We start from the raw sequence: 23,038 nt of genomic DNA, 5'->3' as shown, positions 1-23,038 counted from the left end.
ATTGCGATAAGCGTCGACGAAAGTCGGGGCGAGTTCGATGGCGCGACGGGCCAGCGTCTCGGCCTCGTCGAAACGCCGCAGCGCGCTTAGCAGCGACGCCAGATTGCTCAGCGTGTCGACCCGTTGGGCGTCGAGTGCCAGCGCCCGGCGGTAATGCGTTTCGGCGACATCGAAGTGCTGCAGCAATCGCGCCGTGTTACCAAGATTGTTTTGCGCATCGACCGAGCCGGGTTGCAACTCGCTCACTCGCGTGAGGTACACCATGCTTTGTTCGAGCTGCCCGGCTTCCTGCAAGGCGATACCGAGATTGTTCCACCCGGCAGCGAACGCCGGATCGATTTCGACTGCACGCTGCCCGGCATTCACGGCGTCCTGCAAACGCCCCGCCTGACGATACATCTCCGCCAGGTCCGACCAGCAGGCCGCGTGCGCGTGTGCCGCCCGACACGTTGTCTCCAGATGCCCGATCGCCATGTCGCGCTTGCCATAGGCGTGCGCCATCAGTCCGAGCAAGTAGTGCGCATCCGGATGATCGGGAGCGACTTCCAGCACGCGCCGGCACAGGCTCTCGGCCTGCGCCGCCTGTCCCGCCTGCCAATGGGCGTTGGCCAGCGTCATGGCCTGCGCGAAGGTCAGCGTCTCGGAAGTGTGCGCCGGTGTGTCGGCGCGCGAGGCCGACGAGGACGTCGAAGAAGAATGGGCGGAGGACATCGGACGAAAGTCGGAGGGACTCGATAGGTCGTAGGCACCGCGATACTTTCACGGCGGTCACGGCCATGTCAATGGCCGCGACCGCCGTGCGTCGCCGTCATGCCCCGAACGCGACAGCCAGGGCTCAGAAGCGCTGTTGCACGCGCACGATACCGGTGTGCGAGACGAAGCCCGAGCCCACCTGCAGGTCATAGCGAATCGACGCACTCAGGTTGTTAGCGCGCATGAGCGTCACCCCCAGCGACATCTCCGCCAGATCGGACACCGGCGTGGCGCCGACCGTCGTGAAGCCCGTCTGTCCGGTAGGATCCGCAGCGAAGCTCGCCCCCGTGCTCTGACGCGTGCGGTTGTACTCATGCACCCAACGCAGTCCAAGCTCCGGCGTCCATGTCCCCGACGAAGTCTCGATGGGCACTGCGATCTTCGCGCCCAGCGCACTGCGCACCGAACTGCTGCCTGAACTGCCGACCGACAGCGCGGTACCGTTACCGCCTGTTTCCGTATAGCTGCTCTGGTTCAGATAACTATACGTGAGGCTGGCGAGCGGCGTGACGATGGCGCGGCCCAACGCCAGCGGCCAGCCGAATTCGGCACTGGTGACGTACTGCTGACCGTTGAAATTGCCGTTGGCGGCACCACTGAAGCCCTGCATCGAAACCATGCGCGTCGAGTTGTAGCGTTGCAGCACGACCGAACCCGTCAGGTTCACGTACCACGGCTCACCCGTGTAGGCGGCGTAACCGATCAGGCCATAGCCATTCACGCTGGTCTGATTGCCCGACGTACTGCCATCGTTATTGATGACGGTGCGCGAGAACTGGAATGCACCACCGGCACGCACACGTTCGCCAAAGGCACGGTCGGCGCCGACCAGCAAACCGCCGTAGTTGGCGCTGTAGCCGTCGACATCCTCGCGCGCGGACTGGCTGGAATGGCCACCGAACGCCTGTCCCCACACATCCCAGTTGGCCGCGCTGTCTCCGGTCGCCACACCCGTGCCGCCCGCTTGTGCCACACGCAGACCGTTGACGTGCGAGTTCACGAGGTTCATCGAACCGAACGTCGCAGCACCGGCCGCGCGCAAGTTCTGCGCCGGTGCGAGTTGCTTGCCGACGCGGTTGGCCGAATCCGCCGAACGGTCACTCAGCGTACCGAGCGTGGCGTTGAACAGATTGAGCAACTGCGGATCGCTCACCCCCGTGTAACCCAACAATCCGCGCAGGGCTGAAACCGCGTTGGATGCCGAGGCGATCGTCGCGTTCGTGCGTGGATCGAAGGCCGGCAAGCCACCGTTGTTGTTGCCGTTCCCGGCTTCCGGGTTACTCCCCGTGCCACCGGCATTGCCCGTGTTGCCCGTATTGCCCGTGTTACCGCCGTTGTTGATGCCGCCGTTGCCGCTGCCGTTGTTGGCTCCGGTACCATTGGCCAGCGTTACCACCAGATTCTTGTGGGAACCGTTTGCAACTTCCGCACCGCTAGCGTCCAGTGTCGTCGAGCCATTGACGCGATACACCAGCGAGCTGGCGTTGTAGTTCGCTGTTCCTGCCGTGTCGATCACGACATAGCGCTGACCGGCAGCAAAGTTATAGCCCAGTGATTGCAGCGCCACGCTCGACCCGGCGGCAAGCGTCGTATTACCGCTCACCACGAGGCGCCCATACCCGCTGTCGGTCGCCGTGTCACCGGTGGTGACCGCATTGCTTGCCACGCCGATTTGCAGCGTTGCTCCGGCGGACTGCGCGTAGTTGCCCGAGACCTGAATCGCCTTGTTGATCTGCAACACCGACGCTTCGTTATAGGCGGTGCGCGTACCGGCCAGATCGAAGTTGTTGCCGACGACCAGATTACCGCCATTGAAACGCACGTCGGCATTGGTACTGACAATGGTGCCGCCGTAGGTCGGGCCGAAGCTCGTGATCGTACCGAACGTGCCATCGGTCGCACCGGCGATACGCAGGTCGTTCGGCGAACGGTTGATGATCCAGCCCGCAATCGTGCCTGCGTTATTGATCTGGCCGATGGAGGAAGTGGCGCTCTGATTCGAAATCGCACCGCCCAACCCGGTGATCGTGCCGCCCGCCAGGTTGTTGATGGTGCCGATCGAGGCGGCGTTGAAAATTCCGTAATAGCCCGCCGTGAGCGTTCCGGCATTGTTGATCGCGCCGATCGTTCCGGCGTAGGACGTGGCGTTGGCACTTGTCCAGTCGTTGACGATACCCGACGAATAGGCGGCATCCGTGCCCGTGAAGCGGCCACCGGCGAGGTTGTTGATCGTGCCGATCGTGCCGCCGTAGTTGCTCAGTCCGGCAAAGGTGCCCACCACGGAACCGCTGTTGGTAAATGTATCGAGCGTCGAGCGCGGTGTCGGGTTACCCGACGCTACGACCATGGCACCTGTGTAACCGGTAATCAGGCCGCTGTTGTCGATCGAACCGATCTGTCCGGTACTCCAGACGCCCACACCGTTCGAGAGCGTGGACGTCGACGTGATGGTGCCCGTATTCAGCAGATTCGTCAGCGCGCCGGTGTTCGCGATACCGAGTCGACCACCGGTAATCTGCCCGCTGTTTTCAAGACGCGTAATCGCCGTCACGCTATTCACGCCCGCCATATTGTCGGAGAGCAGCGTGTTCTTGTTGACGAGAGTACCGATCACACCCCCGTTGTAGATGGCCGAGTCAGTCGCGCCGGTCGCATGCACCTGACCGTTGTTCTCGACCTTACCGATGCTGCCGCCATTGGTACCGATCGACAGCGCGGACGTGCCCGTGAGCGTGCCGTTATTCGTGAGGGAACCAAGCGAGCCGTTGATCGAGCCGAAGGTCGTGCCGGTGATCGTCAGGTTCGCACCGTCGTAGGCCCAGTCGGGTGCGCCGCTGACAGCAACACCCGGCGAAAGCGGCGTCGTACCCGCGATAGTGCCGATATCGGCCGGTGCGAAGATCGTCACGACGAGATCGGTATTGCTACCGTTGCCGACCTTCGCGCCGCTCGCTGCGAGCGACGGGTAGCCGTTCACGGCATAGCGCAGCGTGCCTTCGTTGTAGATGGCGGCACCGGCGGTGTCGATCACCACATAGCGCTGACCTGCCGCGAAGTTGTAGCCCAGCGATTGCAGTGCAATCGACGAACCGGGCGCAATGTAGGTGTTGCCCGAGACGAGCAGACGGCCGTAGCCGACATCCGTGGCGAAGTTGCCCGTGGCGAGCGCCCCGTTGGCGACACCGATCTGCAAGGTGCCGTCGGCGCCCTGCGAATAGTGACCAGCCACGCGCAACACGTTGTTGACCTGAACCACGGACGAATCGTTATACGCCGTGCGGGTGTTGGCGAGATCGAAGTGATCGTCGATTACCAACTTTCCCCCGTTGAAGTGAACGTCGGCGTTGGTGCTCACGATGGTGCCGGAGTATGTAGGACCGAAACCTGTCAACGTGCCGAAGGTGCCATCCGTCGCGCCGCTGATGTACAGATTGTTCGGGGAGCGGTTGATGATCCAACCGGCAATCGTGCCCGAATTGTTGATCTGACCGATTGAGGAGGTCGGCTGCTGATTCGAGATAGCGCCGCCAAGTCCCGTGATCACCCCCCCGGCAAGATTGTTGATCGTGCCGATGGCATTGGAGTTATAGAAGCCATAGTAGCCGCCCGAAATCGTACCGGCGTTGTTGACCTGCCCGATCGTGCCCCCGTTGACCACCGCTTCGACGTTGACCGAAGCGCCTCCGAGCGCAAGAATCTGGCCACCGGCCTGATTCTCGAGCAGGCCCAGGTAGGCGTTGGCGTTCACCACGCCCTGGGTCGAGCCCGCAATCGTCCCGCTGTTGATCAGCATATCGAGCGTCGGGTTCGCAGAACCGGACTTCGTCGACACGACGGCGTAGTCGCCGGAGATCAGACCTGTGTTGGTCAGTGTCCCCATCTGCGCCGAATTCAGGACGCCGTAACCATTGCCGGCCCTGATCGTGCCCGAGTTGAGCGCCGACGTCAGGACGTTACTGTTGTTCAGCCCCTGCGATGCTCCCGTGATCGTGCCGCTGTTCTCGAAGCGCGTCAGCGTGCCGCCATTGCTCACGCCACCGTAAACCGCCGTGGACACCGACCCGCGATTGACGAGCGTGCCGATCGTGCCGCCGTTGTAGAGACCCGAGCTGCCCGACCCGGTCGCCGCGATCACGCCATTGTTTTCCAATAGGCCTATGTTGCCTGCTGCGGATGTCGACAATGCGTACGCGCCGGTCAGCGTGCCTGAGTTCGTCAACGTACCCACGCCGCCTGTGATCGTCGCGAACGAGGTGCCGGTGACCGACAGATTCGTGCCGTCAAAGCTCCAGTTCGGCCCGGAGCCTGACGGTGTACCGGCCACAAGCGCGGTCGTGGCATCCATCGCGCCGACGTAAGGCGCCGTCACGGTCACAACCAGAGACTGATGGCCTCCGCCGAAAACACTTGTGCCTGTGCCCGAGAGTTGCGCGGCGCCGTTCACGACATAGCGCAAGGTACCTTCGTTATAGGTAGCGCCCCCCGCCGTATCGAGCACGACGAAGCGCTGTCCCGCCGCAAAGTTGTAGCCGAGCGACTGCAACGCGATGGTCGACCCCGACGCAATAGTGGTCGCGCCCGTGACCACCAGACGGCCGTAGCCGCTATCGGTACCGATATTGCCCGTGGTGGCCGCGCCCCCGGCCACGCCAATTTGCAACGTGCCGTTGGCACCCTGTGAATAGTTGCCGACAATGCGAATCGGCCGATTGACCTGCAGGACAGACGAATCGTTGAACGCCGTGTGCACGAGGGCCAGTTCAATGCCGTCGTTAAGTAGAAGATTGCCGCCATTGAAATGCACGTCGGACTCGGAACTCGTCAGCGTGCCGACGGCGCCCCCCAGACCCGTCAGCGTACCAAATGCCGCATTCGACGCGCCCGCAATCGACAGGGGTTGCGTGCCCACATGGGTGATGTCGCCAGCGATCGTGCCTGCGTTATTGATTTGGAAGAGAGCAGCGCCCTCCACCTCGTTCGTAATCGCCGCGAGCGTCCCCGTAATCACGCCGCTCGCGAAATTATTGATAGTGCCGATCGTGCCGGTGTTAGATATACCGTAGGCGCCGGAAATCGTGCCGGCGTTGTTGACGGTGCCGATCGTGCCGCTAACGAATGACGAGCTGACCGTCACGCCCTGGTTATTGATGCCGGTGCCGAAATCGCTCGACGAGCCGACGATCTGCCCGCCAGCAAGATTGTCGATGGTTGTGATCGACGAGCCTCGGTTCACAATACCGTACTCGGTACCGACGATGGTACCGCTGTTGGTCAGGGCCGCGATCTGAGGATTCGGAACACCCGTGTTGACGGCAGCAACGCCGAAGATGCCGGAAATTCGCCCACTGTTGTTCAGCGTCCCGAGCGTGGCCGTATTCAATACGCCATAGCCCGCGCTCGCCGCGATCGATCCGGTATTGACGACGGACAACATTGTGCCGCTGTTGTTCAGACCTTGCGCGAAGCCATTGATCGTGCCGTCGTTCTCCAATCGAAGCATCAGTCCGCCGTTGCCGATACCGGCGAACGTACCCGTCGTCACGGTTCCACGATTGACGAGCGTGCCGATAGTGCCACTGTTGTATGACCCCGAACTATTGCCCGTAACGTTGATGGATCCATTGTTTTCGACGCGGTTCACGTCAGCCGTCGAAGAGAACGACAGCGCGTAGGTGCCACTGAGCGTACCCGCATTCGAAATGGTGCCCAGAGCGCCCGTAATGGTGGCAAACGTTGTGCCCGAGATCGTGAGGTTCGTGCCGTCGAATTGCCATGCTGGCAATGAACCCGTGTCGGGGTAACCGGCATAGAGCGGTGTCAAGCCGTCCATCGTGGCGACCGGATTTGCCGGGGCCGCTAACGCCGAGCCGACACTCACCGATGCGACGGCAAACGCAGCCAACGCCGTCTTGCGCGCACGTCGGCGATCTACTGATCGGGACTTCCCCCCCCGTCCACTGGCAACTTCGGACGCCACCTGATACATGCCCAGACTTGCGCTCCAGACTACGCGATAGATGTGATTCATTCGATTCCCCAGATTACGTTTTTATCAATGCATGAATGCGTAAGTTCGGCACCGCTTTCCAGAGATTTCGCGCACGCAGACGCTGGCACTTCGCAACATGCGCGAAGTCCTCCGTGATTGAAACGGCAGGTTTTTGGCGAAAGGAGGAAAGCGGGAAAGCGGGGAGCGATTAACGGGGACCACGCCCCTGTTTCACCAAGGGGGGAAATGATCCGATTCGCCAGACAGGCGAGAAGGTGGCGCGGCCTTTGCGTGGCCCGTGCGCGTCAATCCGGCGAGAAGCGATACGAAACATTCGGACTACCCCGTTGTTATTGTCGAAAGCGTTGCGCCTTTTATTTCTGATTATTTTTTATCGAACGAATACTTCCACACGCTTACACGACTGTCAATCGATAATCAATGAAACATCCTAACCCTATGAATTTGTTTTGTTTTTATATATGAGAAAGATCGCATCGACACTCAAGAGGGCTCGCATGATGCACCGCCGCCAAAAGAATATGGCGGCTCACTCGCGTGATGCCGCCATCAATCCATGAATTCACTCTGTAGACCGATAAAACCTTACATAAAACTTACTGCGCCGCCGGAATAAACTGATTCGTATAAAGCGACTCCACTGGCTGCGCAGAACGGACGACCTTTTTGTCGACATATGAGTTCTGCACGTGCGACACGATAGCCGGGTCGAACTCGCCCGGGCGCAAACGGCTCGGGAACACATACTTCGCGTAGTAAGTCAGCACCTTCGTCACGAAATCGAGTTTGTCGGCATAAGACGGCACCGCGCTCACGTAAGCTTTGGACGCCGCCACCGGATCCGCCTCGATTTCGGTCATGGCTTTCATCGTCGCCCGGACGAATTTGGCGATCGTCTGCGGATCGGACGCAATTTTCTTGTCCGACGCAATGATTGCCTGCCCCATGCCGGGTGTCAGCTGATCGGTCGGCCGGTAATGCACCTTGACACCGGTCTCCTCCACGCGCGCGCCCCACTCCGGCGTGCCCACCAGACCATCGGAGCGACCGCTCGCCACGTCCTGCCACACCCCGTTCGGTCCACCCGCGTAAATCGTCACGTCGCTCTTGCTCAACTTGCCCGCCGCCAGAATGCCAAGCGTGACGTAGTACGACGTGTCCTCGTACGACATGACGGACAACGTCTTGCCCTTGAGGTCGCTCGCCTGCGCGATGTTGCGATCCGCGCGTGTGATGAACTGATGCAGCGGGTGCCCGCCAAGCAACGCCACACCCTTCACGTTGACGCCGTTGCTGCGTAGCACGATCGGGGTATCGCCGAGCGCGTCGCCAATATCGCCGTTGCCCGCCGCCAGTTGCTTGCCCACGGCCGCACCACCATGCACGGCAATCCACCGAATCTTCAACCCCTCCTGCGCGTAGTAGCCCTTGCTCTGCGCAAGCATGAACGGCGCAAAAGCCAGTTCACCGGGCGGCGCCGCCAGCAGGAATGTCACTTCCTTGAGCGGCGCCGTGCCCTGCGCCTGCGCCGACCACGCGCTCAACCCAAGCAGCCCGACCACGCAGGCCTCGCGACACAACCGCCAACCCGCTGCCATCCAACCCTTGCCACCCTTCCAAGCCGTCCAATCGCCTCGCTTCATGTTGCGCTTTACGTTCACCTTGTCCTCGCGTAGTTGAAGTCCTGTTTCGGATAAATCCCCGCACTGCCTCACACCTCACACCACAGGCGACGCCTTCCGACCGTTTGCGCGCCCTTTGCCTGCCTTTTGCCTGCCTTTTGCCTGCCTTTTGCACGCCTTTTGCACGCCTTTTGCACGCCGTGCGCTCCGCACTCGCCCACCACTCACATCAGACAGGCCATGCCCTGCTATGCCTCGCGCGCCTGCTTGTCCTGCGTCTCACCCGCGCCGTGCACGGTAAAGAACTTCGCGCCGCGCATCTTCTGGCCGACGGCCTGCTCGTAGGCTTCGCGCACGTCGTCCGGTTGCCCCGCTTGCCCCAGAAAATCATGCAAGTAGGGCCCGAGCAGCGGATGCGCCGACAACGCCTCGCGTGTAAGCCCAGTGAGCATTTCCTCCCGACACGCGGAGGGCAGAAACACGCGCTCGTTTTTCGCGGGATCGGTAATCAGCCCCTTGGGCGTTGCCCCGCCGGCGACCGCTTCCAGTTCCTCGAAGAACCGGCGACGCAGCATCACAACGCCTCGGTCGCTCGCGCCAAGCGTCTCTTTGGTCCGGTCGGTGATGCGCCCCTGACCGACCCACGCCGCGAAGTCCTGATTCGCGACGTGCGACGTGATCCAGTCGCCGTTGTCGTCGTAAAGCGGGCCATACCACGTCGGAATGCGAGACTGGACGTAAGGCTCCTGCTCCTTCGGCACGCGATTGAAGACCCAAAATACCGACAGCGTGTTCTCGTCGTCGATGGGCACGCGCCATTCGAAGTGGTGGCCCAGATAAAAGCCGTTCGGCCACAACGTCACGCGCCCGACCGTCCACATCACGTTGTCCTCGGTCTCCGCTGCGCGCAAACGCTTGTAGACGAAGCCATGTTCGAATTCCTCGTACGCGGTCTTCAGATGCGTGGGGACATAGCCCGCCTCGGCGTCCTGCTGACGCGCGGTCCAGTTGTTGTGCGTCCACTCGAAATGCACCGGGTCGATCGAGTTTTCCTGGCACTGGAACCAGTTGCAGGGAATCTCGGCCATGACGACCTGTGCAAAGCCATGCTCGTAGCTGAAGGGCTCCCAGTCGGGCAGTTCGGGGGCCGGCAGCGGCCCCATGTAGGCCCACAGCAGGCCGGCCTTCGGGCGGACTTCATAAGCGGTAATGCGTGTCTTCTGACGCAGGCGCGCCGAGGGATCGACGATCTCTTCGAAGGGTTGATGCGTGCAGGCGCCGTCGCGGCCGAACTCCCAGCCGTGGTACGCACAGCGCAACCCGCATTGCTCCACGATGCCGAAGGCCAGATCGGCGTTGCGATGCGGACAACGCCGCTGCACCAGCCCGTAGTTGCCGGAAAGATCCTTGTAGAGCACGAGGTCTTCGCCAAACAGGCGAATCGGGCGCACCGTCTTGTCGTCGAATTCCGAGACGCCGGCAATCGGATGCCAGTAGCGCCGCAAGTAATCGCCCATCGGTGTGCCGGGGCCGACTTCGGTGAGGAGTTTGTTCTTTTCTTGACTGAGCATGATCGGTTCGCCTGAGACTGGGGAATGCGATGATTTTTGATCGCAAGACGCGCGCAAGGAACTACCGCAAAATTCAATTGAGTTGCCGTTCGTCTCAACCGTATGCGCCCGCACCGGTTCGATCCCCATGCGGGCGGCAGCCCCCACAAGAACGAGCGAGACGCCATGGATCAACTAAGCGAAGTGCTGGCGGATGTGCACGCCACAGCCGTCGTCACCGGCCATTTCACGCTGCACGCCCCGTGGGCGTTCGATAAGGAGGCCGTACAGGGCATTCCCTTCCGGATCTGTCGCGGGGCGTCGTGCTGGCTGCACGTCGAAGGAGAGGCGCCGGTGCTGGTGCGCGAGGGCGATGTCGTTCTGCTGCCGCACGGCAGTGCGCATCGGATGTCCAGCACACCGGACGTCCCGGCGGTGCCGTTCAACGACTTGCTGGCCGAGCGCGGCATCACGCCGCGCTCCGACACGCCGCTGGCCATGGTCGTCGGGGCCGAGGGACCGACGTGCGAGCTGCACACGGCGATCGTGGGGTTCGCATCGGCGCACCGCCACCCGATCTTCGCGATCCTTCCCGCCGTGATTCACATACGACAGGACGACCCGGCCGTCGCCCCGTGGTTGAAAGCGACGTTGCAGAACTTCATCGAAGAGTCGATGGAATGCAAACCCGGCTGGATGATCGCCGCCGCGCGACTGTCGGACGTGCTGTGTGTCCAGATGGTGCGCGCGCACGTCCTGCAAAACGAACGCGTAGGCGCGCACTGGCTCAAGGGGTTGCTGGACAAGCAAGTGGGCCGCGCGGTGCTCGCGATCCATCGCGACCCGGCCGCGCCTTGGGATGTGCGCCAGTTGGCCGAGCTGGCCGGCATGTCACGCTCGCGTTTCGTCGCGCGCTTCACCGCGCTCGTGGGCACCGCTCCGATGACGCATCTGAGCGGCGTGCGCATGCATCTGGCCGCCGAGGCATTGACCACGCGTACCCTGCGCGTGGCCGAAGTGGCGGATAAAGTGGGCTACACCTCGGAGAAAGCCTTCTCGCGCGCGTTCAAACGCTGGTGCGGGGACACACCCAGCGCGTTCGGGCAGCGCACCCGCGACCTGCTCGACAGCAACGCTCACTGACGCCGGACTGCGCACAGCGAGGCAGCGAGGCAACGACGAGGCGGCGAGGTGGCGAGGTGGCGCGGCGGCGCGGTGACGGTGGCGACGCCCGCGCCATCATGCCGCCACCTCTCCTCCGAGCAAGCTCGCCGGGCTTCGGCTACACTCGCCGAACGCCCCGAAGCGCTCTCTTCCACCCAAGGCCATTCTCCGGCCCATCCCACGACAGGAAAATTTTCATGAGTACCCAAATCGAAACCATCGCCGTCAATCGTATCGACGGCACGGCAGCCACGCTCGGCGAGTATGCCGGCAAAGTACGACTGGTCGTGAACGTCGCCTCGAAGTGCGGTCTCACGCCGCAATACGAAGGGCTCGAGCGTCTGTACGAGGACAAGCGTGCCGCCGGGCTCGAAGTGCTGGCATTCCCCGCGAACAACTTCAAGGGGCAGGAGCCGGGCACGGATGCCGAAATCCTCGACTTCTGCACCACGCAGTACAACGTCACCTTCCCGCTGTTTGCCAAGATTTCCGTGCTGGGCGACGATCGTCACCCGCTCTACAGCGCACTCGTCGACGCCAAGCCGGAAGCGACCGGTGAAGGCCCGTTCCGCGAGCGCCTGAAGGGCTTCGGCGTCGAGCGTGACAATCCCGCCGACGTGCTGTGGAATTTCGAGAAGTTCCTGATCGGCCGCAACGGTCAGGTCGTGGGCCGTTTCTCGCCGGACGTGAAGGCCGACGATCCGCGCCTGCTCGCCGCCATCGACGCCGAACTCGCGAAGTAAATACACAACGTCTTGCCGCCGCGCGACATGCAAAAGGGGGCAATGCGCTACGCTCATAACGCATGCCCCCTCGTGCCGCGCCGCTCCCCCCGGAGACGGCGCGCTCGCTACAACGCTTGCGCAGACGCGTGCCGCGACTTTGAATTGCGCTGACTCAGCGCTTGGCCGTGTCGGTCATGAACTTGCCGCTCGGCGCTTCTCCGCCCTTCTTCTGGCGACGCGTGTTGCCATCCAGTCCACCATCGACCGCCCATTCCGCAAACACCGTGGGCCCCGGCTCGAAGTCGCGCGGCTGCCATTCGGGTGTGAGGATGTCTTCGTCCGCGTAATACTCGATGAGCGCGCCGCACGGGTTCTTGAAGTACCAGAAATACGCCGATGAGATCGGGTGACGCCCCGGCCCCAGTTGCGTCTCCCAGCCGCAGCGGTCGATATGCATGCCGCCGCCGAACACCTCGTGAATGTCGCGCACCGTGAACGCCACATGGTTGAGGCCGCGCTTGCCGTTGGGCAGCGCCAGCAGGAACAGGTCGTGGTGACCGCCGTGCGGTGCGCAGCGCATGAATGCGCCACGGTCCGGATAACGATCCGACAGCTCGAAGCCGAGTTTTTCCTCATAGAACTTCTGCGTCGCGGCCAGCGCATTCGTGAAGAACACGACGTGACCGACCTCGATGGGTTGCGCACGCTCGTACACCGGGCTCGGCGTGTTCACGCGCTGCGCCGGCAGTCCCCACGGGTTGGTGGGCGCGCCCTGCACGTCCACCGCGCGTTTGGTCGTGACTTCGACGCGCACCGCCAGGCCGTTCGGATCGATGCAGCCAGTCGCACCGTCCTGGAAGAAATAGCCCGGCTGCCCTGCCAGACGGTCGGCAATGGCCGCGACTTCCTCGGCCGTCGTCACGCCCCACGTGACTTCGCGCAGCGTCGGTCCGTCTTCCATGGCAGGCGGCAGCGACGGATCGTCGTGACGCACGGCCAGCACGCGGCAACCGTTGAGCGTTTCGAAACGCGCACCGTTGGCGTCGAGCGCGACTTCGGTCAGGCCCCAGTCGGCGAGAAACCGACGGCAGGTGTCGAGGTCCGTGACCCCGTAAGTGATTTGTTCGATGCCAAGAATCGTCATGACAGTCTCGGGTGTCTCGGGTAATGGGTTCGGGTCGGGCGATCAAAGATCCAGCGTCAGACGGTCGCCTTTGCAACCCGACACACAAATCATCATCACTTTGTTCGACGCACGCTCGGACGCGCTCAGCACCGAGTCGCGATGATCTGGACAGCCTTCGAGCACGCGTGTCTCGCACGCACCGCACACGCCTTCCATGCAGCTGTGCTCGGCGTCGACGCCTGCGGCGATCAGCGTGTCGAGCAACGTCGCACCGGCAGGCACGGCGACCTCCCGGCCCGACTTCGCCAGCGTCACGACATAGCCCTCCGACGTCGCCGGCGGGGGCGCGTCGGGCGCTGCGGCAAAACGTTCGATGTGAACGTTCGCGATTCCCACGTCGGCACAAGCCGCTTCGAAGGCGTCGAGCATCACGCCCGGGCCGCAGCAGTACGCATGCGTGCCAGCGGGTTGATCCGCCAGAAACGCCGCGAGCGACGCCGGCTTGCCGTCGTGCTGATCGTCGAAGTGGTACGTAATGTCGCCACCCAGCGCATTCAACTCCTCCACGAATGCGGCCTGAGGCGACGTGCGCGCGCAGTACATCAACTTGACGCTGCGCCCCAGCGAACGCAGACGGCGATACATGCACAGAATCGGCGTGACACCGATGCCGCCCGCGACCAGCACCGTGTGCTGTGCCGTTTCGTCGAGTTCGAAGTGATTGCGCGGCGCGGAGATGTCCAGTGTCATGCCGACACGGAAGTTGTCGTGAATGAAACGCGAGCCACCGCGACTCTTCGGGTCCGCCAGAATGCCGAGCACGTAGCGATTCGGCTCGCCCGGCGCATTGACGAGCGAGTAGCTGCGCACCAGCCCGCTCGGCAAATGCAGATCGATGTGCGCGCCGGGCGTGAAGTCCGGAAACGGTGCGCTGCCCGCCACAGGCACGAGTTCGATGCTCATGATGCCTGCCGCTTCATAGCGAAGCGTGCGCACCATTGCCGACAGGTTTGACTTGCTCATAACGCCGCTCTCTGATGTTGCTGATTTTCCTGATGTCCGCGCCGCTCACGCCGCGGACAGATCGATGTCGAGACGCGCAAATGCCTCGATCTCCACGCGCAGTTCCGGAAACACCAGACCGCTTACCTGCACGAGCGTGGAGCACGGATACGCACCGCCGTTTGCCGCCACGTCCGCAAAGAACTCGCGGCGTGCACGACCGACTTCGTCCTTGTCGGCAATGTCGGTCACGTACACCACCAGCTTGTAGACGTTGGCGAGGCTACCGCCCCCGGCTTCGACCAGCGCGCGGATCTTGCCCAGCACCACCAGCGTCTGCTCGTAGGTCGTCAGCGGTTTTTGCGCGTCGCGCGTCGCGGGATGGGCCGTCATGCCCGACATCAGGATTTCATTGCCGAAGCGAATGCCGTTGGTCCACGTTGCGGTGCCCAGATCCGGCACCGCCTGCGCACGGATGCGTTCGGCCTTGATGGGGGATTCGATCTGCATCGCCTGTCCTGTCTCGTCAATTGGCACGGCTTAGGCCTTGCCCTGTTGCATGCGTTCGAGCTCCGCCTTCGCCAGATTCTTCAGGTGGCGACGCAAACGCACGATGCCCATGTCGTGCTGATACAGGTGCTCGTGCTGGTTGGCATCCGGCTCCATGTCTTCGAGCATCACGCGGTCCTGTTCCAGCACGGCCCAGTGGCGCGCTTCGAGACGGTTGCGATACAGGAAGCGCCACGTGTCGCGCTGCCAGCCGTCGAGCTTGCGGCAGCGCCAGTGGAACACGGCGGCCAGCGTGGGCGAGATCGGCGTGTAGCTGCCCACGATGACGAAGTTGCCCCCCGGGCCACCGGTCTTCGGGTACGGAATCTCCAGACGCATCCAGTGCGTACCGGTGTCCGCCCACTCGGTCCAGTCGAAGTTCACGTCGCGCTGGCCTTCCTTCTCGAAGACGAAGCCACGGTCGGTATCGCGAATACGGAATGCGGCGGTGTTGTCGCCTTCGGCCATCGAGTGCGACTGCTTGTGCAGGTACGTGCCGTGCATGGGGTCCATCACGTTATCGAGCACGTAACGATAGTCGCCCTTCCACTCCGTGTAGCACAGGAACGACGAGAACTCGCCGTCGGCGTCGAGCTCCGCCGGCAGCACGAGCGGCGGCGGCGTGTCGATGTTCTCGGTCGCGTTGTACAGCCAGACGGCGTCGTTGCGCTCGATGATGTGATACGCCTGCGTCGGGCGCGAGCCTTCGAGCTTGCAGCCCGGGCTACCCGGCACGCGCGTGACCGTGCCGTCGCAGCGCACTTGCACGCCGTGATAGCCGCAGGCGATGCGATCGCCCATCACGATGCCTTTCGACAGCGGCGCGCCACGGTGCGGACAATGGTCGTCGAGCGCGTGCACCTTGTTGTCCTGATCGCGCCAGAACACCAGCTTCTTGCCCAGACGGCGCAGCGAGACAGGCTCACGGCCGATCATGTGCGACGGGCAAATCGGGTACCAAAGGTTCTTCAGGCCGCGCTCGAGAATGGCGTCGGCAGTGAGAATGGGCTGTTGCGTTGTCATGGGGGACCTCTCTAACCTCTGTATCGCGTTCGTCGCTCACGCGTGACGGCGAGCGGCGAGCGCGTTATGTGGTGTTTTTACTCTTCGGCCAGCTTGGCGATCTGTGCTTTGTAGACCTCTTCGGTCCACACTTCGCCTTCCTGTGGGCCGGGGCCGGTGCGATTCAGATAGGCCACGAGACCTGCCAGATCGTACGTGCCGGCCGCGTAGGCGCGCTCGATGGCGTCGCCCAGCAGGCTTTCGTACTGCGTCGGCTCATGGCGACGCGCTTGATGTGGTTCCAGATAACGGTCCATTATTTCCCTCCGTTGCGAACCCGTTCGCGAATGCGCGCGTGCACGGGAACAAAGTCGTAAGTCGGATAGCATTCGGTGCGGAACACGCCCCACGCCGAACGCTCCAGCTCCACATTCACTACTGGCAGCAGATGCGGCGGCAGCTCCAGCGTGACGATCTGGCCGAAGCCCATCGCCACCGTCCACGACACCACTTTCACGCCGGCGGGCGGGAATCGCTCCCACCACTCGGCGGCCTTCAGACGCTCCTGAAAATCGTCGAGATTGTTCGACTGATCGTGACGCAGGAACACCGTCAGCAACAGGGTTTCGGGTTGGGCGGCGCCCGGTGTGGTCTCACTCATCACGCACCCCGCCTTATTGCACGAACTGGTTGGTGAACAGATCGTCCACCTTCGACTTCTCGCGGATGACCTTCTCCTGCGCGTAGAAGTCCTGCAGCTTGGTCACACGTGCCGGATCGAACGCGCCCAGGCGCTGCTGCCCCGGATACACATTGCGGGCGTAGTACGTGAGGATCTTCTCGATCTCGGCTTCCTTGCCCTTGTACCCCGGCACGGTCGCGCAGTATTCCTTCGCGGCACCTGCCGGATCACGCATGATTTCCGCCACCGACTTGACCGTTGCACGCACGAACTTGCGGATCATCTCCGGCTTCTCGGCAATGGTCTTGTCGGACGCCAGAATCGCCTGCGCCATGCCCGGGAAGTACTTGTCGGTCGACGTCATGGTGATCTTCACCCCGGCGTCTTCGATGTTCTGCGCCCACTCCGGCGTGCCGACCATCACTTCGGCCTTGCCGGTCGCCACTTGCTGCCACACGCCGGCCGGACCTGCGCCCTGGATACGCGCGTCGTTACGCGTGAGACCGGCCGATGCCAGCAGACCCAGCGTTGCGTAAAAGCCCGTGTCCTGATACGCCAGCACGGTGATCGTCTTGCCCTTCAGATCGGCGGGCGACTTGATGTTCGCGTCATCGCGCACGACAAGCTGGTGCAGCGTGCGACCGCCCAGCAGCGCCACCCCCTTGATGGGAATGCCGTTCGGGCGCAGCACGATCGGCGTGTCGCCGAGGCCCCCACCCAGATCGCCATTGCCCGAGGCGAGCTGCTTGCCGACATCGGCGCCGCCCTGCACCGTCAGCCAACGCACCGACAGGCCTTCGGCAGCGTAGTAGCCCTTCTTCTCGGCCAGCATCAGCGGCGCGAACGCCGGCAGGTTCGCCGGGGCCGGCAGCAGATAGGTGATCTGCTGTTGCGCGGCCGGCTGCGCCATGACCGGCGCGGCCACGCTCGTGAGTCCGGCCACGGCGCACAGGCCAGCCGTCAGGAAGGCGCGACGCGCCAACGATGCACGGAAAATCGACAACATATCTTTGCCTCGCTCAAGTTTCGGATGACCGCGATGCCCCGTGCATCGCGGCTTGCCACATTCGCTTCACAGTCGCTTAACACTCGCCCCCACGCTCGCCGCACGCGCGGCAGAGCATGCGCTGGCGTCAGACCTGCCCCGCCCAGGCGAGCGGGTTATCGTTCATGCCCCAGTACAGGCTCTTCTGGTTGGTGTACTCCAGCAGTCCCAGACGTCCCTTCTCGCGCCCCATGCCGCTCTCCTTCCAACCGCCGAACGGCGTCGAGATCGAGAACTGCTTGTAGGTGTTGATCCAGACGGTGCCGGTCTCCAGCGCGCGGCCCATGCGCCAGGCGCGTTTGTAGTCGCGGGTCCAGATCCCGGCCGCCAGTCCATAGACGCTGTCGTTGGCCTCGCGCAGCAGGTCGTCTTCGTTCTCGAACGGCAGCACCGCGAGCACCGGCCCGAAGATTTCCTCCTGCACCATGCGCGCCTGATTCGTCAGGCCTGCGATGATCGTCGGTTGATAGAAGTAGCCCTTCTCGCGGCCATCGCCCACCGGGCGCTCACCGCCGCACAGCAGGCGACCGCCCTCGTCCAGACCGATCGCGACATAGCGCTCGATGGACTCGCGATGCGCCGACGTCACGAGCGGTCCCATCTGCGTGTCCTCGCGCAGCGGATCCCCCACCCGCAATTGCTTCGCGCCTGCGACGAGACGTTCGACGAACGTGTCGAAGATCTTCCTGTGCACGAACAGACGCGAGCCTGCAATGCACGATTCGCCCGACGAACTGAAGATGCCGTACAGCACACCCGCGACGGCGTGGCCGATGTCCGCATCTTCGAACACGATGGTCGGCGACTTGCCGCCGAGTTCGAGCGAGACCGGCATGAGCTTCTCCGCTGCCAGACGTGCGATGCCGCGACCGACTTCGGTGCCGCCGGTGAATGCGACCTTCTTGACCTTGGGGTGACGCACCAGAATGTCGCCGATCACCGAGCCCTTGCCCGGCAGCACCGAGAGCACGCCGCGCGGCACACCGGCGGCTTCGCAGATGCGGCCGAGTTCGAGCGAGGCGAGCGGCGTGACTTCCGCCGGCTTGAGCACCACGGCGTTGCCCGCAGCCAGTGCGGGCGCGAGCTTCTGCGCGTCGGAGGCGATGGGCGAGTTCCACGGCGTGATCGCCGCGATCACACCCAACGGCTCGTGCACGCTCATCGTCAGGTAGTCGCCGCGCGAGGGCGTGAGCGTCTGCTCCAGCGTCTCCAGGCACGAGGCGAAATAGCGGAACGTACCCGCCGCGCTCGCCACGAGGGCGCGCGTCTCGCTGATCGGCTTGCCGTTGTCGCGACGTTGCAGATGCGCGAGCGCTTCGGCGCGTTGCGTAATGCCGTCGGCCACGCGGTGCAGCACGGCCGCGCGCTGATGCGGTTTGAGACCGGCCCAGTCGGCACGTCGCCACGCCGCGTCGGCCGCTTCGACGGCTTCGACAGCGTCGTCGGCGCCGGCAGCGGCGATCTCGGCGTTCACGCTTTCGTCCGCCGGGTACAGGCTTTCATAGCGTTTGCCGGTGCCGGCGCGCCATTCGCCGCCGACCAGAATGTCGCTCGAAAACCCTTGCAGCAAATCTTGATGGCTCATGAGGCTCTTCCTGCTAAATCACACAGTTCGCGACGCGGTTGCGCAATGCGCGAATGGCCGAATACGCGGTCAATGCCGACGTCTTGGGGTTGTCGGGCAACGGCTTGCCGCACATCTCCAGCGACATCTCGCCGAACGCGCCGCGCGCGGCGATGTGGTGCACGTTGCGCGCGGTCGCCGGGTCGGCGATCAGACGCACGCGTGTTGCGTCGAGTCCGAGGCCCGCAATCGCCACGGTCGCCGCCACGTTGGCGTTCTTGGGGTACAGCCGCGCCGCGTCGCGCGCACTGCCTTCGAAGATCACCGTGGCAGTGGTGAGCGTCGCGAGGTCGCACACCTGCTCGGCGGGCGTGCCCTGCCAGCCCATCGGCGGCTTGCGGCCCGTGTACAGCACTTCGTCGAGGCCACCTTCGCGGGCTGCGGCAATGGCGTCGATGCCGCCGATCGCGCCCGAGAGCAGCGTGACGGTCGATGCGCCGTCCTTCGCCGCTTGCTCCAGCGCGGCGAGCAACTCGGAATCCGAGAGCGCGCCGATCGACGCGACCGCGCAGTCCACGCCCGACTTGAGCAGGGGCACCACGTGGCCCGACAGCGCGCTGTGGCCTGCGCACTCCAGCACGAAGTCCGGACGGCTCGTGAGCGCCTGCGCCGAGGACACCACTTCGGTGCCTGCGCGCACGCTGCTGCGCACCCGCTCTGCGGCGTCTTCCGGCACGATCACGTGACCGACGCGCAGATACGGATCACTCGCGCATGCCTCGTAGACCTTCGAGCCGATCGCGCCGAAGCCGATCAGCGCGACATCGACGGGACGATGATTCAGTTCATGCATTCGCAGGCTCCCGTACCGGCGGACCGGCGAAATGCGACGCGAAGTTGCCGACCGACAGCATGTCGACTTCGAGCAGCACCGGCCCCTCGTGCGCGACGGCGCGGTTCACGGCCGCTTCCGCCTGATCGATGGACGTGATGCGCTCGTGCTTGAGTTGCAGGCTTGCGCAGAATGCGGCGAAGTCCGGCTGGTGCAGTTGCACGTAATGGCGGCGCCCGCCGTATTGCGCATCCTGAATGTTGCGGATCACGCCGTAGCACTGGTCGTTCATCAGCAGGATCACCACAGGCGCCTTCTCCTGCACGGCCGTGGCGAGTTCGCCGACGTTGACCATGAGGCCGCCATCGCCGCACAGCGCAACGGTCTTCTTCGCGTTGCCCGCGAGCGCCGCGCCGATGCCCATCTGCATGCCCTGCCCGATGCCGCCCCCCAGCGCGTGCACACCGGCGCGCGGCGAGAAGATCTTGAGCAGGCGGTTGCCCCACGTACTGTTCGAGATCGTGACGTCGCGCACCCAGTTGAAGTCGCGACCCAACGCGCCTTGCAGCGCGGCCACGAGCTGGCGATAGGGGCCGAGCCCCTCGGCCACCTGCTTGACGGCAGCGTCGCGCGCGGCCGCCAGATCGGCGTGGAACGCCGGGTCGACCGACAGACGGCCTTGCAGCTTGTCGGCCAGCGCGTTCAGCACTCGGGCGGCATCGCCCTGAATGAACAGGTCGTTGCGGTAGCCACGGTTGTCGGCCAGACCGTCGGCATCCACGCGATACAGCGGGCGCGGCAATCCGAGCTTGTACTTGAGCGTCTCGTTGCCACGCAGACGCGAGCCGACGACCACGATGGCGTCGCACGTCTTGTAGAACTTTTCGACCGTCGGGTGAATGTTGAACGCGCCCAGCGTTGCGGCATGGTCTTCCGGCACGATGCCGCGACCTTGCACGCTCGTCACCACGCCGAAGCCCATGTCGACCAGACGCTTGACGGCAGCTTCCGCCCCGCGTGCGCCGCCACCCAGCCACAGCAGCGGGCGATGGGCCGATGCCAGCTTGTCGGCCAGCGCCGTCACGCGGGCGTCATCGTGCGTGGGCACCGGGATGTGCGGGGCCGCCAGGTCGGCAGGCCAGTCGATTTCGGCGGCCTGAATGTCGATGGGAATCTCGACGCTCACCGGACCGGTCGGCGCGGTGAGTGCCGCACGCACGGCCTCGCGCACGGTCGAGAGCGCCGTGTCGACGCAACGCACGCGATACGCCGCCTTCGAGATCGAGTTGAGCATGCTCAGCTGATCCGGGGCTTCGTGGATGTACGCGAGATCGCGATCGAGGAACTCGGTTTCGATCTGACCCGTGATGTGCAGCACCGGGGTGCCGGCCGTGAGCGCTTCGACCATGGCGCCTGCCGCATTGCCCGCGGCCGTGCCCGTGCTCGTGAACGCCACGCCCAGTCCGCCCGAGACGCGCGACAGGCCGTCGGCCATGTTCAGCGCACCGGCCTCGCCGCGGGCGCCGACGTAACGGATATTGTCACGACGCGCGATGGCGTCGAGGATCGGCATGTTATGGATCGAGATCACGCCGAATGCGGTCTTCACGCCGCACTGTTCGAGGAACGCCGCGATGACTTCGCCGACGGTGGTTTTGTTAGACATGTCTTGCCAAGCCTCCGGAAACATCGATATGGCTGCCCGTCGTGTAGGACGATTGCGGGCTGGCCAGGAAAAAGATCGCTGCGGCCGCCTCTTCAGGCTTGCCCAGACGTTGCAACTGGATTTGCTTCTTGCGCGCGAGTTCGCCGGTCCATTCCTGCCACGTTTTGCTGTCGCCCGCTTCCTGTGCGGCAGCAAAACGACGACGCCACTGGCCCGACTCCACCAGACCGATGAGGATGGAATTGACGCGCACGCCATCGGGCGCAAACTCGCTGGCCATCGAGCGCACGAGGTTCTGGATGCCCGCGCGCGCCGAGGACGTCGCCACCATGTGCGGCTCCGGTTGCAGCGCGAGCAGCGAATTGACGCAGACGATGGCCGCATCTCCGGTCTCGCGCGCGGCGTCGCGCAGCATCGGCAGGCAGGCGCGCGTGGTACGAATCACGCTGAAATACTTCAGTTCGAGTTCTTCGCGCCACGCGTCGTCGGTCGTATCCGCGAACGTCGACACGCGCCCTTGTCCGGCGTTGTTGATCAGCATGTCGAGACGACCGAACTCGCTGCGAATGCGCTCGGCCAGTGCCGCGACGTCGCGCTCTTCGAGCACGTTGCATTGCGCGGCGATGAGACGTGCCTGCGGGTGGCGTTCGCGCAAATGCGCTTCGGCTTGCGCGAGACGCTCGGTGTTGCGCCCGCAGATCGCAACGGCGGCGCCGGCGGCGAGCAGGCGCTCAGCGGTGGCAAGCCCGATGCCGGACGTGCCGCCCGTCACCAGTGCCGCGCGTGCGGAAAGGTCGATCGTGATCATTTCAATCCCAGTGACTTCATGTAGGGGGTGGTCTGGCCGTCGGTGCCGGGCCGGTAATTCAGGCGATGCGAGAGTGCATCCGCCGCTTCGCGCACCTGCCCGATCAGCCCCGCATCGAGCATCGACGCATCGATGTTCGCGCGCGGAATCGTGACGGTGATGGCGGCGCAGATACGCCCGGCGTCGTTGCGCACCGGGGCGCTCACGACACTGATGCCGCGCTCGAACGACGAGGCCGACACGGCGTAGCCACGCTCGGCGTCCTCGCGCACGCGTTCGAACAATTCGTTGAGCGTCTCCGGCGTTTGCGGCGTGAATTTCTCCAGCGTCTTCTCCGGGTACAGCGCCCGCAGTTCCGCGAGCGTCAGATCGCCCATGAGCACGTGGCCGTGCACGGTGGCGTGTGCCGGCAGACGCGTGCCGACGTTCACCTTGATCGAGTTGAACACGCCGGCAACGCTCTGCGCCTTGGCGACAAACACGATGTCGCGACCGTCGCGAATCACGATGTGCGAGGTCAGTTGCGTGGCGTCGCGAAGACGCTCGATGATCGGGATACCCAGGTCGGTCAGTTCCAGCGAACTGAGGTATTCGAAGCCCAGACGCAGCACGGCCACGCCCAGACGGAAATTCTTCTCGCTGCCCGCGCGCTCCAGAAAGCCCATGGCTTCGAGCGTCTGCAACAGACGAAAGACGGTGGTGCGGGGAATGCCCAGGCGCTGCGACAACTCCGGCGCGCTGAACACGGGCTCGCGCGGCGAGAACTGCGTGAGGATGCGCAGGCCGCGCTCCAGCCCCGGCACCAGGTAGCGCGATTCGACAGGCGCCGAATCGGCAACGTCGTCGCTCTCAGCCTGCCCGTCCTGAGGCAGCAACGCCTCGTCTTCCATGCGTTCTGCTTCGAAGTTGGCTACGCGCTTCGGAATCGCCGGTGCCAT

Annotated in this window: 17 protein-coding genes and 1 pseudogene; 2 read left to right on the top strand and 16 right to left on the bottom strand. The window is 63.9% G+C overall.

Annotated elements, in window-relative coordinates:
- Positions 1-3: 3 nt before the first annotated feature.
- The 4 genes and pseudogenes from PCA31118_RS27545 to PCA31118_RS16010 form a co-directional block, all read right to left on the bottom strand.
- Positions 4-618, bottom strand: a pseudogene (locus PCA31118_RS27545) (tetratricopeptide repeat protein); the annotation flags it as partial.
- Positions 619-835: 217 nt separating this feature from the next.
- On the bottom strand, positions 836-6,781 hold the full coding sequence (locus PCA31118_RS16020) for an autotransporter domain-containing protein (protein WP_150626189.1): 5,946 nt from the start codon (positions 6,779-6,781) through the stop codon (positions 836-838).
- Between the two features lie 578 nt (positions 6,782-7,359).
- Positions 7,360-8,406, bottom strand: a complete 1,047-nt coding sequence (locus PCA31118_RS16015; protein WP_150626118.1) for an ABC transporter substrate-binding protein — start codon at positions 8,404-8,406, stop codon at positions 7,360-7,362.
- Positions 8,407-8,633: 227 nt separating this feature from the next.
- Positions 8,634-9,956, bottom strand: a complete 1,323-nt coding sequence (locus PCA31118_RS16010) for an aromatic ring-hydroxylating oxygenase subunit alpha (protein ID WP_150626117.1) — start codon at positions 9,954-9,956, stop codon at positions 8,634-8,636.
- A gap of 165 nt (positions 9,957-10,121) precedes the next feature.
- Between PCA31118_RS16010 and PCA31118_RS16005 the strand changes: the two genes are divergently transcribed.
- Positions 10,122-11,078, top strand: coding sequence for an AraC family transcriptional regulator (locus tag PCA31118_RS16005; protein ID WP_150626116.1), 957 nt, complete (start codon positions 10,122-10,124; stop codon positions 11,076-11,078).
- Positions 11,079-11,296: 218 nt separating this feature from the next.
- Positions 11,297-11,842 (top strand): glutathione peroxidase, encoded by a 546-nt coding sequence (locus tag PCA31118_RS16000; RefSeq protein ID WP_150626115.1) that lies wholly within the window; start codon positions 11,297-11,299, stop codon positions 11,840-11,842.
- A 154-nt stretch (positions 11,843-11,996) separates the two neighbouring features.
- Here PCA31118_RS16000 and PCA31118_RS15995 read toward each other — a convergent pair whose 3' ends face one another.
- From PCA31118_RS15995 to PCA31118_RS15940, 12 genes are all read right to left on the bottom strand, one after another.
- A complete protein-coding gene (locus PCA31118_RS15995; RefSeq protein ID WP_150626114.1) occupies positions 11,997-12,968 on the bottom strand; it encodes a VOC family protein in 972 nt (323 codons plus the stop codon).
- 42 nt (positions 12,969-13,010) lie between these two features.
- The gene (locus PCA31118_RS15990) at positions 13,011-13,973 is read right to left on the bottom strand and encodes a PDR/VanB family oxidoreductase (protein ID WP_150626113.1); all 963 of its coding nucleotides are present in this window, start codon (positions 13,971-13,973) and stop codon (positions 13,011-13,013) included.
- Positions 13,974-14,018: 45 nt separating this feature from the next.
- Positions 14,019-14,462, bottom strand: coding sequence for a RidA family protein (locus PCA31118_RS15985; RefSeq protein ID WP_044454640.1), 444 nt, complete (start codon positions 14,460-14,462; stop codon positions 14,019-14,021).
- Positions 14,463-14,492: 30 nt separating this feature from the next.
- Complete coding sequence (locus tag PCA31118_RS15980) at positions 14,493-15,524, bottom strand: aromatic ring-hydroxylating oxygenase subunit alpha (protein WP_150626112.1); 1,032 nt, start codon at positions 15,522-15,524, stop codon at positions 14,493-14,495.
- 77 nt (positions 15,525-15,601) lie between these two features.
- On the bottom strand, positions 15,602-15,820 hold the full coding sequence (locus PCA31118_RS15975; RefSeq protein ID WP_150626111.1) for a recombinase-like helix-turn-helix domain-containing protein: 219 nt from the start codon (positions 15,818-15,820) through the stop codon (positions 15,602-15,604).
- Positions 15,820-16,164 carry a hypothetical protein gene (locus tag PCA31118_RS15970; RefSeq protein ID WP_150626110.1) on the bottom strand — a complete coding sequence of 115 codons (345 nt, stop codon included), beginning with the start codon at positions 16,162-16,164 and terminating at the stop codon, positions 15,820-15,822. Before PCA31118_RS15970 ends, PCA31118_RS15975 begins: the two co-directional genes overlap by 1 nt.
- Before the next feature lie 13 nt (positions 16,165-16,177).
- Positions 16,178-17,191, bottom strand: a complete 1,014-nt coding sequence (locus PCA31118_RS15965; RefSeq protein WP_150626109.1) for an ABC transporter substrate-binding protein — start codon at positions 17,189-17,191, stop codon at positions 16,178-16,180.
- A gap of 127 nt (positions 17,192-17,318) precedes the next feature.
- Positions 17,319-18,815: an aldehyde dehydrogenase gene (locus tag PCA31118_RS15960; protein WP_150626108.1), complete on the bottom strand. Its 1,497-nt coding sequence runs from the start codon at positions 18,813-18,815 to the stop codon at positions 17,319-17,321.
- A gap of 13 nt (positions 18,816-18,828) precedes the next feature.
- On the bottom strand, positions 18,829-19,647 hold the full coding sequence (locus PCA31118_RS15955) for an aspartate dehydrogenase (protein WP_150626107.1): 819 nt from the start codon (positions 19,645-19,647) through the stop codon (positions 18,829-18,831).
- Positions 19,640-21,292 carry a thiamine pyrophosphate-binding protein gene (locus tag PCA31118_RS15950; protein ID WP_150626106.1) on the bottom strand — a complete coding sequence of 551 codons (1,653 nt, stop codon included), beginning with the start codon at positions 21,290-21,292 and terminating at the stop codon, positions 19,640-19,642. The genes PCA31118_RS15955 and PCA31118_RS15950 overlap by 8 nt, the downstream gene beginning before the upstream one ends.
- Positions 21,285-22,100, bottom strand: a complete 816-nt coding sequence (locus PCA31118_RS15945) for an SDR family oxidoreductase (protein WP_150626105.1) — start codon at positions 22,098-22,100, stop codon at positions 21,285-21,287. Before PCA31118_RS15945 ends, PCA31118_RS15950 begins: the two co-directional genes overlap by 8 nt.
- The gene (locus PCA31118_RS15940; RefSeq protein WP_425495368.1) at positions 22,097-23,038 is read right to left on the bottom strand and encodes an IclR family transcriptional regulator; all 942 of its coding nucleotides are present in this window, start codon (positions 23,036-23,038) and stop codon (positions 22,097-22,099) included. The genes PCA31118_RS15945 and PCA31118_RS15940 overlap by 4 nt, the downstream gene beginning before the upstream one ends.

Source organism: Pandoraea captiosa, assembly GCF_902459775.1.
Taxonomy (GTDB): domain Bacteria; phylum Pseudomonadota; class Gammaproteobacteria; order Burkholderiales; family Burkholderiaceae; genus Pandoraea; species Pandoraea captiosa.
This window is presented reverse-complemented; position numbering and strand designations above follow the sequence as displayed.

What these genes read in the sequence shown, in the direction of transcription:
- PCA31118_RS15995 (WP_150626114.1), bottom strand. Translation starts at nt 12,968, where the DNA reads ATGACGATTCTTGGCATCGAACAAATCACTTACGGGGTCACGGACCTC.
- PCA31118_RS15965 (WP_150626109.1), bottom strand. Translation starts at nt 17,191, where the DNA reads ATGTTGTCGATTTTCCGTGCATCGTTGGCGCGTCGCGCCTTCCTGACG.
- PCA31118_RS15990 (WP_150626113.1), bottom strand. Translation starts at nt 13,973, where the DNA reads ATGAGCAAGTCAAACCTGTCGGCAATGGTGCGCACGCTTCGCTATGAA.
- PCA31118_RS16010 (WP_150626117.1), bottom strand. Translation starts at nt 9,956, where the DNA reads ATGCTCAGTCAAGAAAAGAACAAACTCCTCACCGAAGTCGGCCCCGGC.
- PCA31118_RS16020 (WP_150626189.1), bottom strand. Translation starts at nt 6,781, where the DNA reads ATGAATCACATCTATCGCGTAGTCTGGAGCGCAAGTCTGGGCATGTAT.
- PCA31118_RS15960 (WP_150626108.1), bottom strand. Translation starts at nt 18,815, where the DNA reads ATGAGCCATCAAGATTTGCTGCAAGGGTTTTCGAGCGACATTCTGGTC.
- PCA31118_RS15950 (WP_150626106.1), bottom strand. Translation starts at nt 21,292, where the DNA reads ATGTCTAACAAAACCACCGTCGGCGAAGTCATCGCGGCGTTCCTCGAA.
- PCA31118_RS15970 (WP_150626110.1), bottom strand. Translation starts at nt 16,164, where the DNA reads ATGAGTGAGACCACACCGGGCGCCGCCCAACCCGAAACCCTGTTGCTG.
- PCA31118_RS16015 (WP_150626118.1), bottom strand. Translation starts at nt 8,406, where the DNA reads ATGAAGCGAGGCGATTGGACGGCTTGGAAGGGTGGCAAGGGTTGGATG.
- PCA31118_RS16005 (WP_150626116.1), top strand. Translation starts at nt 10,122, where the DNA reads ATGGATCAACTAAGCGAAGTGCTGGCGGATGTGCACGCCACAGCCGTC.
- PCA31118_RS16000 (WP_150626115.1), top strand. Translation starts at nt 11,297, where the DNA reads ATGAGTACCCAAATCGAAACCATCGCCGTCAATCGTATCGACGGCACG.
- PCA31118_RS15945 (WP_150626105.1), bottom strand. Translation starts at nt 22,100, where the DNA reads ATGATCACGATCGACCTTTCCGCACGCGCGGCACTGGTGACGGGCGGC.
- PCA31118_RS15955 (WP_150626107.1), bottom strand. Translation starts at nt 19,647, where the DNA reads ATGCATGAACTGAATCATCGTCCCGTCGATGTCGCGCTGATCGGCTTC.
- PCA31118_RS15985 (WP_044454640.1), bottom strand. Translation starts at nt 14,462, where the DNA reads ATGCAGATCGAATCCCCCATCAAGGCCGAACGCATCCGTGCGCAGGCG.
- PCA31118_RS15975 (WP_150626111.1), bottom strand. Translation starts at nt 15,820, where the DNA reads ATGGACCGTTATCTGGAACCACATCAAGCGCGTCGCCATGAGCCGACG.
- PCA31118_RS15940 (WP_425495368.1), bottom strand. Translation starts at nt 23,038, where the DNA reads ATGGCACCGGCGATTCCGAAGCGCGTAGCCAACTTCGAAGCAGAACGC.
- PCA31118_RS15980 (WP_150626112.1), bottom strand. Translation starts at nt 15,524, where the DNA reads ATGACAACGCAACAGCCCATTCTCACTGCCGACGCCATTCTCGAGCGC.